General features: G+C 65.6%; 16 protein-coding genes. 6 read left to right on the forward strand and 10 right to left on the reverse strand.

Going from position 1 to position 13,745, the window contains the following annotated elements; genetic code table 11:
- Positions 1-25 precede the first annotated feature (25 nt).
- The 4 genes from ACT6QU_RS18745 (at position 26) to ACT6QU_RS18760 (ending at position 4,180) form a co-directional block, all read left to right on the forward strand.
- Positions 26-634: a 2Fe-2S iron-sulfur cluster-binding protein gene (locus ACT6QU_RS18745; RefSeq protein WP_444563566.1), complete on the forward strand. Its 609-nt coding sequence runs from the start codon at positions 26-28 to the stop codon at positions 632-634.
- On the forward strand, positions 631-1,620 hold the full coding sequence (locus tag ACT6QU_RS18750; RefSeq protein ID WP_444563448.1) for an FAD binding domain-containing protein: 990 nt from the start codon (positions 631-633) through the stop codon (positions 1,618-1,620). Before ACT6QU_RS18745 ends, ACT6QU_RS18750 begins: the two co-directional genes overlap by 4 nt.
- Complete coding sequence (locus ACT6QU_RS18755) at positions 1,617-3,839, forward strand: xanthine dehydrogenase family protein molybdopterin-binding subunit (protein ID WP_444563447.1); 2,223 nt, start codon at positions 1,617-1,619, stop codon at positions 3,837-3,839. The genes ACT6QU_RS18750 and ACT6QU_RS18755 overlap by 4 nt, the downstream gene beginning before the upstream one ends.
- A 173-nt stretch (positions 3,840-4,012) precedes the next feature.
- Complete coding sequence (locus ACT6QU_RS18760; RefSeq protein ID WP_444563446.1) at positions 4,013-4,180, forward strand: hypothetical protein; 168 nt, start codon at positions 4,013-4,015, stop codon at positions 4,178-4,180.
- 71 nt (positions 4,181-4,251) lie between these two features.
- On the opposite strand, the gene ACT6QU_RS18765 is transcribed toward ACT6QU_RS18760, so the two are convergent.
- The 9 genes from ACT6QU_RS18765 to ACT6QU_RS18805 all read right to left on the reverse strand — a co-directional run bounded on the left by ACT6QU_RS18765 (position 4,252) and on the right by ACT6QU_RS18805 (position 11,817).
- On the reverse strand, positions 4,252-4,659 hold the full coding sequence (locus tag ACT6QU_RS18765; RefSeq protein WP_444563445.1) for a hypothetical protein: 408 nt from the start codon (positions 4,657-4,659) through the stop codon (positions 4,252-4,254).
- Between the two features lie 75 nt (positions 4,660-4,734).
- Positions 4,735-5,559 (reverse strand): ferredoxin--NADP reductase, encoded by an 825-nt coding sequence (locus tag ACT6QU_RS18770; RefSeq protein WP_444563444.1) that lies wholly within the window; start codon positions 5,557-5,559, stop codon positions 4,735-4,737.
- A gap of 187 nt (positions 5,560-5,746) precedes the next feature.
- Positions 5,747-6,859, reverse strand: a complete 1,113-nt coding sequence (gene leuB / locus ACT6QU_RS18775) for a 3-isopropylmalate dehydrogenase (protein ID WP_444563443.1) — start codon at positions 6,857-6,859, stop codon at positions 5,747-5,749.
- 103 nt (positions 6,860-6,962) lie between these two features.
- The gene (locus ACT6QU_RS18780) at positions 6,963-7,880 is read right to left on the reverse strand and encodes an alpha/beta hydrolase (RefSeq protein WP_444563442.1); all 918 of its coding nucleotides are present in this window, start codon (positions 7,878-7,880) and stop codon (positions 6,963-6,965) included.
- 40 nt (positions 7,881-7,920) lie between these two features.
- Positions 7,921-8,970: a class 1 fructose-bisphosphatase gene (locus ACT6QU_RS18785; protein ID WP_444563441.1), complete on the reverse strand. Its 1,050-nt coding sequence runs from the start codon at positions 8,968-8,970 to the stop codon at positions 7,921-7,923.
- Between the two features lie 93 nt (positions 8,971-9,063).
- Positions 9,064-9,303: a DUF2798 domain-containing protein gene (locus ACT6QU_RS18790; RefSeq protein WP_444563440.1), complete on the reverse strand. Its 240-nt coding sequence runs from the start codon at positions 9,301-9,303 to the stop codon at positions 9,064-9,066.
- 8 nt (positions 9,304-9,311) lie between these two features.
- Positions 9,312-9,917, reverse strand: a complete 606-nt coding sequence (gene leuD / locus ACT6QU_RS18795) for a 3-isopropylmalate dehydratase small subunit (protein ID WP_444563439.1) — start codon at positions 9,915-9,917, stop codon at positions 9,312-9,314.
- A gap of 97 nt (positions 9,918-10,014) precedes the next feature.
- On the reverse strand, positions 10,015-10,452 hold the full coding sequence (locus ACT6QU_RS18800; RefSeq protein WP_444563438.1) for a glyoxalase superfamily protein: 438 nt from the start codon (positions 10,450-10,452) through the stop codon (positions 10,015-10,017).
- 198 nt (positions 10,453-10,650) lie between these two features.
- Entirely contained in the window at positions 10,651-11,817 is a 1,167-nt protein-coding gene (locus ACT6QU_RS18805) for an NAD(P)/FAD-dependent oxidoreductase (protein WP_444563437.1), read from the reverse strand.
- Positions 11,818-11,914: 97 nt separating this feature from the next.
- Here ACT6QU_RS18805 and ACT6QU_RS18810 point away from each other — a divergent pair, with 97 nt between their 5' ends.
- Positions 11,915-12,775, forward strand: a complete 861-nt coding sequence (locus ACT6QU_RS18810) for an HpcH/HpaI aldolase/citrate lyase family protein (protein WP_444563565.1) — start codon at positions 11,915-11,917, stop codon at positions 12,773-12,775.
- A gap of 10 nt (positions 12,776-12,785) precedes the next feature.
- The gene (locus ACT6QU_RS18815; protein ID WP_444563436.1) at positions 12,786-12,992 is read left to right on the forward strand and encodes a DUF1737 domain-containing protein; all 207 of its coding nucleotides are present in this window, start codon (positions 12,786-12,788) and stop codon (positions 12,990-12,992) included.
- Here the strand turns inward: ACT6QU_RS18815 and ACT6QU_RS18820 are convergent.
- The gene (locus ACT6QU_RS18820) at positions 12,969-13,556 is read right to left on the reverse strand and encodes a DUF6969 family protein (RefSeq protein ID WP_444563435.1); all 588 of its coding nucleotides are present in this window, start codon (positions 13,554-13,556) and stop codon (positions 12,969-12,971) included. The genes ACT6QU_RS18815 and ACT6QU_RS18820 overlap by 24 nt on opposite strands.
- Positions 13,557-13,745: the final 189 nt, after the last annotated feature.

Genomic DNA, 13,745 nt, shown 5'->3' on the forward strand with positions numbered 1-13,745 from the left:
ACCGGGGAACGAGGCGATTTTCCCGATTTCCCGCCTCGGCCAACGAAATGGCAGACGAGCCTCACGTCCCGTCCGCGCCATGCCTGTGCCACCCATCGCCGCGCGCCTTGCGCGGAACCACGAAAGGCAGCGGATGCACCCGTTACGACTGACCGTCAACGGCACGCCCCATGATCTCCAGATCGATCCAAGGGTGAGCCTCCTCGACCTCCTGCGCGAAAACCTTGCCATGACCGGCTCCAAGAAGGGCTGCGACCATGGCCAGTGCGGCGCGTGCACTGTCATCGTCAACGGGCGGCGGATCAATTCGTGCCTGTCGCTCGCCGTCGCGCATGAAGGCGACGAGGTGACGACGATCGAGGGCATGGCGGACGGAGAGGCGCTGTCGCCACTGCAGGCCGCGTTCGTCAAGCACGACGCGTTCCAGTGCGGCTATTGCACGCCGGGGCAGATCTGTTCCGCGACCGCGCTGCTCGACGAACTGAAGCGCGGCGAGCCATCTGTGGTGACGAAGGAAAAGGTCGAGTTGATCGACGAGGAAATCCGCGAGCGCATGTCGGGCAACCTCTGCCGCTGCGGTGCCTACAACAACATCGTCGATGCGATCATGGAAGTTGCGGAGGCGCGGACATGACGCCGTTCAGCTATTCCCGCGTTTCCGACGACAAGGTGGCCGTGGCCGCCGCCAGTGCGAAGAGCGCCAAGTTCCTCGGTGGCGGCACCAATCTCGTCGACCTGATGAAGCACGAGATCGAGCGACCGGAGACGCTGGTCGACGTCTCGCGCCTGCCGCATGAGGAAATCGAGGCGACGGAGAGCGGGTTGCGCATCGGCGCGGCGGTGACGAACAGCGCGCTTGCGGCCGATCCGGCGGTGCGGGAGAAATATCCGCTTCTCTCGACCGCACTTCTGTCGGGCGCGACGCAGCAATTGCGCAACCGCGCGACGACCGGTGGCAATTTCCTCCAGCGCACGCGCTGCCAATATTTCTACGACACCCAGCGCGCCTGCAACAAGCGCGAGCCAGGTTCGGGCTGCGACGCGATCGGCGGCCTCAACCGCTTTCACGCGATCCTTGGCGCGAGCGAGAACTGCATCGCCGTCCATCCATCCGACATGGCGGTGGCGATGGTGACGCTCGGCGCGGATATCGAGACGGTGCTGCCGCACGGCGGCGTGCGGACCATCCCGGCGGATGCGCTGCACCGGCTGCCGGGCGACACGCCGCATGTCGATCATCAGATTGGGCAGGGCGAACTCATCACGCATGTCGTCCTGCACAAGGCACAGGAATTCCAGATGTACCGCAAGGTGCGGGACCGTTCGTCCTACGCCTTTGCGGTCGTCTCGATCGGCATCGCGTTCGATCTTCTGGAAGGGCATTTCCTGAAGATCAGGATCGGGCTGGGCGGCGTGGCACACAAGCCCTGGAGGGCTGCGCGGGCCGAGGAGGTGCTGGAAGGCAAGAAGCCATCCCAGTCACTGTTCGAGCAAGCGGCCGACGCCGAACTCGCCGAGGCGAAGGGGCAGGGCGACAACGATTTCAAGATTCCGCTGATGCGCCGGCTGATCGTCGCCAGCCTCACCGAGATGACGCAAAAGCAGGAGAAGGCGGCATGAGCGAACACGAGTTCAAAGGCCTGATCGGCCAGCCGCTCGACCGCGTCGAAGGCCCGCTGAAGGTGTCGGGACGGGCGACCTATGCTGCCGACTGGCGCGGCGACAAGCCCCACCTCATCGGCTTCATCGTGGAATCGCCGGTCGCGAAAGGACGCATCGTGTCCATCGATACCAAGGCGGCCGAGACGTGCGCTGGCGTCGAGGCTGTCGTGACGCATGAGAACACGCCGAAGCAGATCCCGTTCGGCGAGCGCGCCAAGGGCGGGCGCTTCGCGCAATCGCATGCCATGATGCGATCCGACGAGGTTCGCCATCTCGGCTATCCCGTGGCGCTTGTCGTCGCGCAAACATTCGAGCAGGCACGACATGCTGCATCGCTCGTCCGCTGCGAAATCGCGGCGGAAGATGGCGTCTTCAACCCTGAAAAACATGAAGATCAGGCGGTCAAGCCGGACGAGCTCGACGGCACGCCCGAGGTCGACACCGAAGCCGGCGACTTCGAAGCCGAATACAAGAAGGCCGCGCACCAGGTCGAGGGCGAGTTCCATACGCCGAGCCAGCATGCCGCCGCGATGGAGCCGCATGCGACGGTGGCGGAATGGGATGGCGACAAGCTGACCATCCACATGTCAATCCAGATTCTCGGCGACGGGCGCAAGGCCTTCGCCAACACGTTCGACATCGACCCCGAAGACGTGCGGATCGTCTCGCCTTATATCGGCGGCGGGTTCGGCTCGAAGCTCGGCGTCCACAACGAGGCGATCCTCGCCGCGCATGGCGCAAAGTTGACGGGAAAGCCGGTGCGGATCGCGCAGCACCGCCGAAACGTCTTTTCCAACGGACCGCACCGGCCGCGTCATCGGCAAAGACTGAAACTGGGCGCGGACGCCAATGGCAAGATCGTTGCGATCGACCACGCCACCTTGTCGATCATGGCCCGCGACTACCCCTTTGCCGAGGCAGCCGCCTCGCCGACGCGCGCGAGCTACGCCACCAAGGCGATGCGCACCAGCCATCGCGTGGTCGAGGGCGACATTCCGAAGGCGGATTCGATGCGCGCGCCGGGCGAAGCGGTCGGGACGCTGACCTTCGAAAGCATGATCGACGAGCTGGCGCATTCCTGCGGGGTCGATCCGGTGGAGTTCCGGGTGCGCAACGAGCCGGAAAAGGACCCGCATTCGGGCAAGCCCTTTTCGACGCGCAAGATGCGCCGCTGCCTGCAGGAAGGCGCGGAGAAATTCGGCTGGAAGGGCCCGGTTTCGCGCTGCGAAGGCGACTGGCTGATCGGCCACGGCATGGCTGCTGCCATCCGACCGAACCTGATGCAGGAGGCCGAGGCCGAAATCGAGCTTTCGACCGACGGCCATGTGACGGTGCGGCTCGACATGACCGATATCGGGACCGGCACCTATACGATCCTGACGCAGATCGCCGCCGAGGCTATGGGCGTTGCGCCGGATCATGTGACGGTGAAGCTCGGCGATACGGAGTTCCCCGAGACATGCGGTTCGGGCGGCTCGTTCGGCGCGGGTTCGACCGGCACGGCCGTGTTCGAGGCCGCCAAGGCGCTGAAGGACGATCTTCTCAAGCGCGCGGCCAGGGCCGACAGCGAGTGGAAGGGCGCGAATTCGAAGGAGCTGCGGATCGATGGCGCGAACATCGCCCTCGGCAACCGCTCACTGCCGATCGCGCAACTGGGCGACGGGTCGGGCGGAGTTTCCGCCAAGGGCGCGGCGAAGCCGGGCAAGGAATACAAGACGATGGCGCAGTATTCCTACGGCGCGCAGTTCGCCGAAGTGGCCGTCGATGCCGTGACCGGCGAAATCCGGCTGCGGCGGCTGACCGGCGTCTTCGATGCCGGCCGCATCCTCAACGAAAAGACTGCCCGCTCGCAGCTCATGGGCGGCATGATCTTCGGCATCGGTGCGGCGCTGATGGAAGAAAGCCTGATGGACGAGCGCTATGGCGCGTTCATGAACCGTGACCTCGCCGAGTATCACGTGGCAGTCAATCGCGACGTGCCGCGGCTCGACGTTCACATGATCGAAGGCTTCGACGAGAACTCGAATCCGCTGGGCTCCAAGGGTATCGGTGAACTCGGCATCTGCGGCGCGGGACCGGCGATTGCCAATGCGGTGTTCGCCGCGACCGGCCATCGCGTGCGCAAGTTCCCGATCCACATGGAAGATTTGCTCGGACATCTGCCAGCCATTGGCTGATGCGGGTCCAGGCTTTCGCCGACTGTTGCAGAGGCGCCCCATCCGGGCGCGTTTTGCGTTTGCAGTCCTGACTTTTGCGTGAAAAGCGCGCTTCGGCGGTTTGAGGGCGGGATCATTCCGCCTATAGCTGCGTTTGAAGGCGACTAACATATGTTAAAAAGAGAGTGCCCGGCATGCTGGACACCCCCAAGCGCAATCAGGATCAGGACGCGGTCGGCGAACTCGACTTCCTGATGATGCCGATCGAACAGGAAGCCGTGCCGACGGCTTTGACGACGCTTGCCGAAGAACTCGGCGACGCGCTCGTCATGCGCACGACCGTAAGCGTCGAGCCGGCCTGAGGCGCGATGCGGCGAAGCGGATTGCGGTATCCGCCATCACCGACGCGACCAGGTCAAAGCCTGAACTGTCGCTAGGCGGGATCGCCGAAGCGTCCGCGTGTCAGGCCAGCGGCAAGCGCTTGCTCGGCTCGTTCGTCGGGCAGCGCCTCATCCGATTCCTGGTAGGCATTGTCGTCTTCTTCCTCGAGCGATTCAAGCGGGCGGCCGTCATTCGGCATGTCCAGCGAATCTAGGGAAACCTCCTCGTTGCCGTTGGCCGGCGTCAGCCCATCGGGAAGCGCGGTGGTCGCGCCGATCGCCTCGACGGCGGCATTCAAGAGGCTGCGCACCTCGTCGAGGATGGAGGCGCGGTCGTCGCTGGAGACGGGGCCAAGCGGCAGGCCGACGCGGATTTCCGCGCCATCGTCGTCTCGAAGGAAGACTTCTGCGGAGCCGCCATCACTGGCGGCGCGCGAGACGCGGATATCGTCGATTCTCATGATTGTTCTCCTTGACCGTCAAGGAAAACGTGCGGTCCGATTGGCGGTTCCGCTGCCCGCCGAAGTGAAGCCGTGTTAGCCGACGAAGGCGCGCTCGACGACGAAATCGGCCGGCTTGTTGTTGGAGCCTTCCTCCAGCCCATGCGCCTCGACCAGCGCCTTGACGTCCTTCAGCATCGCCATCGAACCGCAGATCATGACGCGATCGGCTTCGCGGTCGAAGGGCGCGCAGCCGACGATGCGGAAAAGGTCGCCATTCTCGATCAGCGTGGTGATGCGGCCCATTTGCGGCGAGGTCTCGCGCGTGGTGGTGGCGACGTATCTGACGCGGCCGGCCGTCAGTTCGCCGATCAGCGGGTCGTTTTCGAGAGAGGCGACGAGCTGGTCGCCATAGGCGAGATCGGCGACGTCGCGGCAAGTGTTGGTGACGACGATCTCGTCGAACTTCTCATAGGTTTCCGGATCGCGCAGCAGGCTCGCCCAGGGCGCAAAGCCGGTGCCGGTCGCGACCATCCACAGGCGCTTCGCCGGCGTCAGCGCGTCGAGCACCAGCGTGCCCGTCGACTTGTGCTTCATCAGCACCGTGTCGCCGGGCTGGATCTTCTGCAGGTGCTGGGTCAGCGGGCCGTCGGCGACCTTGATCGAATAGAACTCGACCTCCTCGTCCCAGGCGGGGCTGGCGATCGAATAGGCGCGGAAGACCGGGCGCTCGGCGTTCGGCAGGCCGATCATGACGAACTCGCCCGAGCGGAAGCGGAAGGCGGCCGGCCGCGTGATGCGGAAGGAGAACAGGCTGTCGGTGTAATGCGTGACCGAGACGACGCGCTCGGCATAGGTGTTCGCCGGAATCGGAAACTCGGGAGCCTCGTCGGTCGTCACGGCAAGTGCGGCGGTCTGCATGATCATCCTTGAGGCTGTTGTGAGGAGCGCTCGGGCGGCTTCGCGATCAAACGCGTGGCGGGCGCGGACAGTTGCCGTTGGAATAGCATTCCGGGCGATCAGGGGTCAATCGGCCGGAAAGGATCGCTTTGTCGCGGATCGCGCCATGCGCGACCCGTTTGTTTCGCCAAAGCGGCGCGGCTTGGAATCAGGCCGAAGCGGCGCGGAATTTGGCCACGATGGCGTCGCCCATCTCGGCGGTCGAGACGGTGTCCATGCCTTCCGACGCGATGTCCTTCGTGCGGATGCCGTCGTCGAGCACGGCCGAGATGGCGGCTTCGAGCCGGTCGGCCTCGGCGATCATCTCGAAGGAATAGCGCAGGCACATGGCGAAGGAGGCGATCATGGCGATCGGGTTGGCGATGCCTTGGCCGGCGATGTCGGGCGCCGAGCCGTGGACGGGCTCGTAGAGCGCCTTGCGCTTGCCGGTCTTGGCATCCGGTGCGCCGAGCGAGGCGGAGGGCAGCATGCCGAGCGAGCCGGTGAGCATGGCCGCAACGTCGGAGAGCATGTCGCCGAAGAGGTTGTCGGTGACGATGACGTCGAACTGCTTGGGCCAGCGCACGAGCTGCATGCCGCCGGCATCGGCCAGCATGTGGGTGAGCTTGACGTCGGAATATTTCGCCTTGTGGGTGGCGGTGACGACCTCGTTCCACAGCACGCCCGACTTCATGACGTTGCGCTTTTCCATCGAGCAGACTTCGTTGCGGCGCGTGCGCGCGAGCTCGAAGGCGACGCCGGAGATGCGCTCGATCTCGAACGTGTCGTAGACCTGCGTGTCGATGGCGCGCTTCTGGCCGTTGCCGAGATCGGTGATGGTCTTCGGTTCGCCGAAATAGACGCCGCCGGTCAGTTCGCGGATGATCAGGATGTCGAGGCCTTCGACGACTTCGGGCTTCAGCGACGAAGACTGCGCGAGAGCGGGATAGCAGATCGCCGGGCGCAGGTTCGCGAAGAGCTGCATGTCCTTGCGCAGGCGCAGGAGTCCGGCCTCGGGGCGCACGTCATAGGGCACGCCGTCCCACTTGGGTCCGCCGACGGCGCCGAACAGAACGGCATCGGCCGCCATCGCCTTTTCCATGTCGGCATCGGAGATGGACTGGCCGTGCGTATCGTAGGCACCGCCTCCGACAAGGCCCTCCTCGATCTCGAAACCGGCACCCATCTCGTCGTTCATGACCGCGATCAGCTTGCGGACCTCGGCCATGGCCTCGGGGCCGATACCGTCGCCGGGGAGAAGAAGAAGCTTGCGCGATGCCATGAAGAACCTCCGATCGTGAAAGATTGCCCGGCACGCATGCGCCGCGACAGATTGTGTCGCCGTCGCTGATATTGCGCGAGCGCCGATCCGTCCAGCCTTTCCGTCAGGAGATCGATGCGCCAGAGGCGGCCGCGGCCGCCATCGTCCGGTTCTCGATCGCCTGAAGAAAGGCGCCGATCGCCTCGCGGCCGCCGTGACTCACGATGCTGAAATGATTGGCCTCGGGGAAGGTCTGGACGGAAGCGAAGGTGGGGTTGGCGGCGGCCAGTGCGTGGGCAAAGGACGGCGGCGTCACCGCATCGCGGCCGCCGGCCAGAAGCAGGATCGGCGCGCGGATCTGCGGAATGCGCGACAGATTGTCGAGCCTTGTTCGCACGAGGAAGCCCGGCACGTAACCGGCCTGCTGGCGCACGGCGGCGAGGAAGTTCGACAGCGGCGCTTCCAGGATCAACGCCAGCGGATCGACCTGCGCGGCAGCATTGGCGGCGAAGGCGGAGCCCATCGAATAGCCGTAGAAGATCAGGCCGCTGCCGGCGAGATCGTCGGACCGCAGGCGCGCGACGAGACCCTGGATGTCGCGGTGCATGTCGATCTCGCGCGGCAGGCCGGGATTGCCGCCATAGCCGCGATAGCCGACGAGGACGAGGCCGAACCCATCCTCGACGCGCTCGACGAGATGGGCGGGCTTGCGCAGGATGTCGCCGTCGCGGCCGGCGAAATAGACGATCACCGGCCGCCCTTCCTGCGGGGCGACGTACCAGGAGCGCAGCGTCAGGCCGTCATGGGTGCGCTGGTCGAGCGCGATCATCTCGCGTGCACTGCTCATCTCCAGGATCGAGAAGGCGAGCCTTTGGCGAAAGAGGATGTGGTCCGGGATGAAGGTCAGCGCGGCGAGCAAGGCGACGCCCAAGGTGCCGAGCAGGGCGGCGATGCGCGTTAGCGGCCGCAAGCGGCGAAAGCGCGCGAAAAGGGACTTGATACGAAGAAGGGCGAGTTCGGGCAGGCGGCGGGCGATCGGCATGGCAGGGGTTTAAGCCCGACGATGCCGATCGGTTCCCCGATCAGGCGCGCGGCGCGGCCGGTGCGGGGGCGGGCACTGCCTCCGCCTCGCGGTGGTAGTCAACGACGCGGGCGACCTCGTCGGGATCGCCGAGCACCACGCCGACGCGCTGGTGCAGCGCGGTTGCGTCGATGTCCATGATCCGGGTGCGCCCGTCATAGGCGGCGCCGCCGGCCTGCTCGATCAGGAACGCCATCGGATTGGCCTCGTACATCAGGCGCAGCTTGCCGGGCATATCGGGTTTGCGGGCATCCCACGGATACATGAAGATGCCGCCGCGCTTCAAAATGCGGTGGACGTCGGCCACCATGGAGGCGGTCCAGCGCATGTTGAAGTTCTTGCCCCGCGCGCCGTCCTTGCCCGCCAGGCACTCGTCGACATAGCGGCGCATGGGCGGGGCCCAGTGGCGGTAGTTCGACATGTTGATGGCGAATTCGGCATAGCCCTTCGCCAGCTTGATGTCCTTGTGCGTCATGCGCCAGGAGCCCATGTCGCGGTCGAGCGCGAATTCGTAGACGCCGGTGCCGACGGTGAGCACGAGCAGGGTCTGCGGGCCGTAGATCGCGTAGCCGGCGGCGACCTGCGTCGCGCCCTTTTGCAGGAAGTCGTGCTCGTCGATCTCGCGGCCCTCCGCCCCGGCCGGGGCCTTGAGCACCGAGAAGATGGTGCCGACCGAGATGTCGACGTCGATGTTGGACGAGCCGTCGATCGGATCGAACAGGAGGAGATATTCGCCGCGCGGGAAGCGGTTGGGGATCGCATAGATCGATTCCATTTCCTCCGACGCCATGGCGGCGAGGTGGCCGCCCCACTCATTGGCCTCGAGCAGGATTTCGTTGGCGATGACGTCGAGCTTCTTCTGGACTTCGCCCTGCACGTTCTCGCTGCCGAGATCGCCCAGCATGCCGCCAAGCGCGCCCTTGTTGACCGAATGGCTGATCGCCTTGCAGGCGCGGGCGACGATTTCGATCAGCAGGCGAAGCTGGCCGGGGAGCGCGTCCTGCTGGCGCTGCTGTTCGACGAGAAAGCGGGTCAGGGTCTGGTTCGTCACGCGTGCGATCCTCGATTGGAGAGCTTTGGCGACGGTTTAGCCGTTTTTCGTGGCGGAACAAGGAAATCCGCCTTCAGTGGCGGTTTTCGCGGTTCAGGCGGGCCGGACGATAACCCGCAGGATGCGCCGCACGAAGGGCGCGACGACGAGGACGGCCGGGAAGGCGACCGCCCAGGACGACATCCATGCCCGGAACCAGAGCGCGGCGAAGCCGGGCGCATCGACGCCCGCCACCAGCACCGTCGAGATGCCGGTGATGATGAAGGTCATGAAGAAGGTGAGGAACAGGCCGAAGGCCACCGGTTCCAGACGCTTGGGAATGAAGGGCGCCATATGTGCGGTCAGGCCCAGGGACGGCTCTCGGCGTAGCTCTTCTCGAAGCCTTCGATCGACGGCGCCTTTTCCATCGTCAGGCCGATATCGTCGAGGCCGTTCAGGAGGCAGTGGCGCTTGAAGGCGTCGAGGTCGAACTTGATCATGCCGCCGTCGGGGCCGCGGATTTCGCAGGCTTCGAGGTCGATGGTCAGCGTCGCGTTGGCGCCGCGCGACGCGTCGTCCAGAAGCTTATCAAGGTCTTCGGGGCTGACCGTGATCGGCAGGATGCCGTTCTTGAAGCAGTTGTTGTAGAAAATGTCGGCGAACGACGTCGAGATCACGCAGCGGATGCCGAAATCGAGCAATGCCCACGGAGCGTGCTCACGCGAGGAGCCGCAGCCGAAATTGTCGCCCGCGACGAGGATCTGCGCATTGCGGTAGGCCGGCTTGTTGAGGACGAAATCCGGGTTCTCGGTGCCGTCCTCGTTGAAGCGCATCTCGGCGAACAGGCCCTTGGAAAGACCGGTGCGCTTGATCGTCTTCAGATAATCCTTCGGGATGATCATGTCGGTGTCGACATTGACGATGGGCAGGGGGGCGGCAACGCCCGTCAGTTTCGTGAACTTTTCCATCTTCCGAAGCCCGCTTCTGGTGCGATTGTTGCGTCTCGTTTACCGCAAGGTGCATCGGAAGGTAAAGGGGCGGCGAATGCCGCCGCCCCTTTCGTAATCAGGCGCGGGCCAGTTCCATCACGCCGGTCTCGGTGCCGGTCAAGCGGCGCGAACGGCCATCGGCGCCGACGACGATCTCGACCCGGCGACGCTCTGCCGAGAAGAGCGGCGAGGTGACGACGTCGACCGGCGGGTTGAAGGCGACGGTGAGACGCCACAGGTCCGGCTTGATCGTCTGCGCGATGCCGTGAACATGACCGCGCGCCGGCTTGCCGTTGAAGGTGCCGGAAACCGCATCCCCTACGGCGAAGGGCACGGAAGTGGGCGCCTCGGCGAGGGGCCGCGACTGCGCGGACAAGGTGTTCCAGTCGCGCTCGCCATGCTGGCGGGCGACGAGTTCGAGCGCTTGAGAATGGGTGATCGCGATGCCATCCTCGCCGAGCGCGGTGCGCAGGCGGCGGGCATGGGTCTTCAAGTCAGACGATTGGATCGTCATCTCATTTCTCCTATCGGGACAGGACGGCAAGTTCACGCAACGGGTGCCCGCTTTGCCGTTTCGACCGTCACCAGACAGGGAAACGAAGGATCGAGGGAAGCTTCACCATGGCAAGATGCCTGCGGGCGGCAGGCGCTTCCGGCCCGACGCGCAAATAGGGGTTCGCTCACCCGACGTCAATGGCCGCCGCCGGCGGCGTCAGATCACGTTCAATTCGCGGAACGGCCGGCTTTTCAAGATGCGCTCGTAGCCGAAGGCGGTGCAGTCGATGGTGCGGTATTCGCCGTGGACGATCCATTCGGCGAGCGCTTTGCCGACTGCCGGGGCCTGCTGCAGGCCGTGGCCGGAAAAGCCGTTGGCGAAGAGGAAGTTCGCGACGTCGGGATGGGGGCCGATGACGGCGTTCTGGTCGAGGCTGTTGTAGTCGTAATGTCCGGCCCAGGCGCGGCCGGGCTTCAGCGCCTCGAAGGCAGGGATGCGCGCGGCGAGGACCGGCCAGATTCTTTCTTCGAAGAGCGGCCAGTCTGGCTCGAAATCGGCGGGGTCGGCCGGACCGTCGGTGCTCGCATCTTCGGCGCCGCCGGTGATGTAGACGGAGCCTTCGGGGCGGACATAGACGCCGGACGGATCGACCAGGAGCGGCATGTCGTCAAAGCGATCCGCCGCCTCGAAGACGAAGACCGAACGCTTGCGTGGCTCGACGGGAAGCGCGAGGCCGGCAAGTGCGGCGACGTTTCCGGCATTGGGACCGGCAGCGTTGATGACGACGCCGGCCTCGATCGTGCCGCCGTCGGCGAGCGTGACGCCGGTGATGCGGCCGCCGCTGCGGGTGATGGCGGCGACTTCGCCCTTCACGAGATCGATATCGCTGGATTTGAGCGCGGTGCGCAGAAGGGCGAGCAACGCATGGGCGTCGAACCAGCCCTCGCCGCTCACTCCATAGGCGCCGGCGGCGACACCATCGGCCGAGAGCCAGGCGAAACGAGCTTCGAGTTCGGGGGCTGACAGGAGCGCGATGTCGGCGCCCTCGGCCATCTGCACGCGATGATTGGCGGCGAGGATGTCGCGGCCTTCATCGCTGGCAAGGATGAGATAGCCTCTTTCGCGAAAGGAGATGTCGGCCGAAGCTCCGAAGCGGGCCTGAAGCTCGTGGAAGAATTGGAGCGTGAAGCGCGACAGGCGGATGTTTTCGGGGATCGAGAATTGCTGGCGGATCGAGGCGCAGGAGAGCGTCGTCGCGGCCTGCGCGAAGCTCGGGTCGCGCTCGATCAGCGCGATCGTGCCGCGATAGCCTTCCTCGCGCAGGAAAAAGGCGATGGATGCGCCGACGATCGCGCCTCCGACGATGACGATATCGCGGTGCATGGATGGAATCCCGTTTGGGCTGAGAGGGAATCAGGTTCGGCGCGCGCGGGCAAGCCCTTGCAGCAACCGTCCTGTCGGGCCACAAAGCGGCATGACCATGCGACCCACCCGTCCGCGCCGCTCGGTGCTCTATGTTCCCGCCACAAATGCCAAGGCGCTTGCCAAGATCGCGACGCTTGCCTGCGATGCGGTGGTGATCGACCTCGAGGATGCGGTCGCGCCGTCGCAGAAGATCGAGGCGCGCGAGGCGGCATGCCGGTTTATCGCCGGGCGCGGCGCTGGCGCGAAGGAGGTCGTGCTGCGGATCAATGCGCTCTCGACCGAATGGGGCCGGGACGATCTGCGCGCCGCGCGCGAGGCTTCGCCCGATGCGGTGCTGCTGCCCAAGGTCGATGGGCCGCGTGACGTTCTCGACGCCGACCGGCTGCTCGACCGGGGCGACACCGAATGCTGGCTGTGGGCGATGATCGAGACGCCCCGCGCCATGCTCAATCTGGGCGCCATCGCTGAACTCGGCCGGGACAATGCGGCGCGGCTCGCCTGCCTCGTCGCCGGCACCAATGATCTCGTCAAGGATACCGGCGTCCTGGCGACGCCGGACAGGCGATACCTGACACCGTGGCTGATGCAGATGGTGCTTGCAGCCCGCGCGGGCGGGCTCGACGTTCTCGACGGGGTGTCGAACGATTTTCGCGATCTCGACGCGTTCGGCGCCGAGTGCCGTGAGGGCGCGAACATGGGGTTCGACGGCAAGACGCTGATCCATCCGGCGCAGATCGATCCGGCCAATGCAGCGTTTTCGCCGAGCGAGGAGGCGGTTGGGGAGGCGCATGCCATCCGCGCTGCCTTTGCCCTGCCGGAAAATCGCGACAGGGGCGTCATCTCGCTCGATGGGAAGATGGTCGAGCGGCTTCATCTGGAACAGGCCGAGCGGTTGCTTGCCAAGGCTGGAAAATAAGGAAGATCCCATGCGGCTTTACCGATTGCTGACCGGACCGGACGATTCGAGCTTCTGCCACAAGGTGTCGAACGCGCTCGCCAGGGGCTGGCATCTCCACGGCTCGCCGACCTATGCCTATGACGCGGAAGCCAAAGCGATGCGGTGCGGGCAGGCGGTGGTCAAGGACGTGCCGGGGGTCGAATACGACCCGTCAATGAAGCTCGGCGAGCAGTAGCTCGGAGGTGACCTCGAGCGCGCGATCCTCGCGCGCGGCGATGCCCTGCGGGGGCACGTGGGCGGCGAGCACGCGGTCGCGCTCGGCGATCAGGTGCGCGATCTCGTCCTCATAGGCGGCGAAGATCGCGGTCAGCCAGCGGTTCACCAGATAGGACGGGCGCGGCATCTGCATGTCGAAGCGGCGGGCGAGAGGGATCGTCGCTTCGGCGTCGAGCCAGTCGTCGTCGACCACCCACTGGTTGACCGTGAAGATGCGCAGGGGTTTTCCGTAAGGATCGACGCCGATGGCGGCGAGGTGGTGGATCGGGCCGGCGATGCCGTCGGGGCGCAGGAAGCAGTGGAAATGGCCGTGCTCGGCCGCTCCCTCTTCCGCCGGGTGGCAGTGGTAGAACCATTGCGCGCCTGAGGCGGGGTCGAAGACGTCGCCTTGCGGGTAATGATCCCAGACCGTCACACCGGCTGTGTCGCGGAAGGTTTCGGTCAGGACGTTCTGCCCGCCCTTGGCAAGGATCGCTTCGCAAAAAGCGATCTCGTCGAGCGCGCGGGCTTTCGCGTCGGTCATCACTCCACCACGAGGTCGGGGGCTTCCGCGTTCGGGTCCGGCAGGGGCGTCGGCGGCGGAGGCGGGGGCGCGAGTTGGGGTGCTTCCACCGGTGGTGCGGCGGGTGGCGGGGGCGGTGCGCGCAGGGCTTGCGGGACCGCGGCAGCGCATGGAGCGGCAGCGGCGCAGGGTGCTTGCGCGGGTGGAGGC

Origin of the sequence: Aliihoeflea sp., from assembly GCF_052435475.1 — a bacterium.
Lineage (GTDB): Bacteria > Pseudomonadota > Alphaproteobacteria > Rhizobiales > Rhizobiaceae > Aliihoeflea.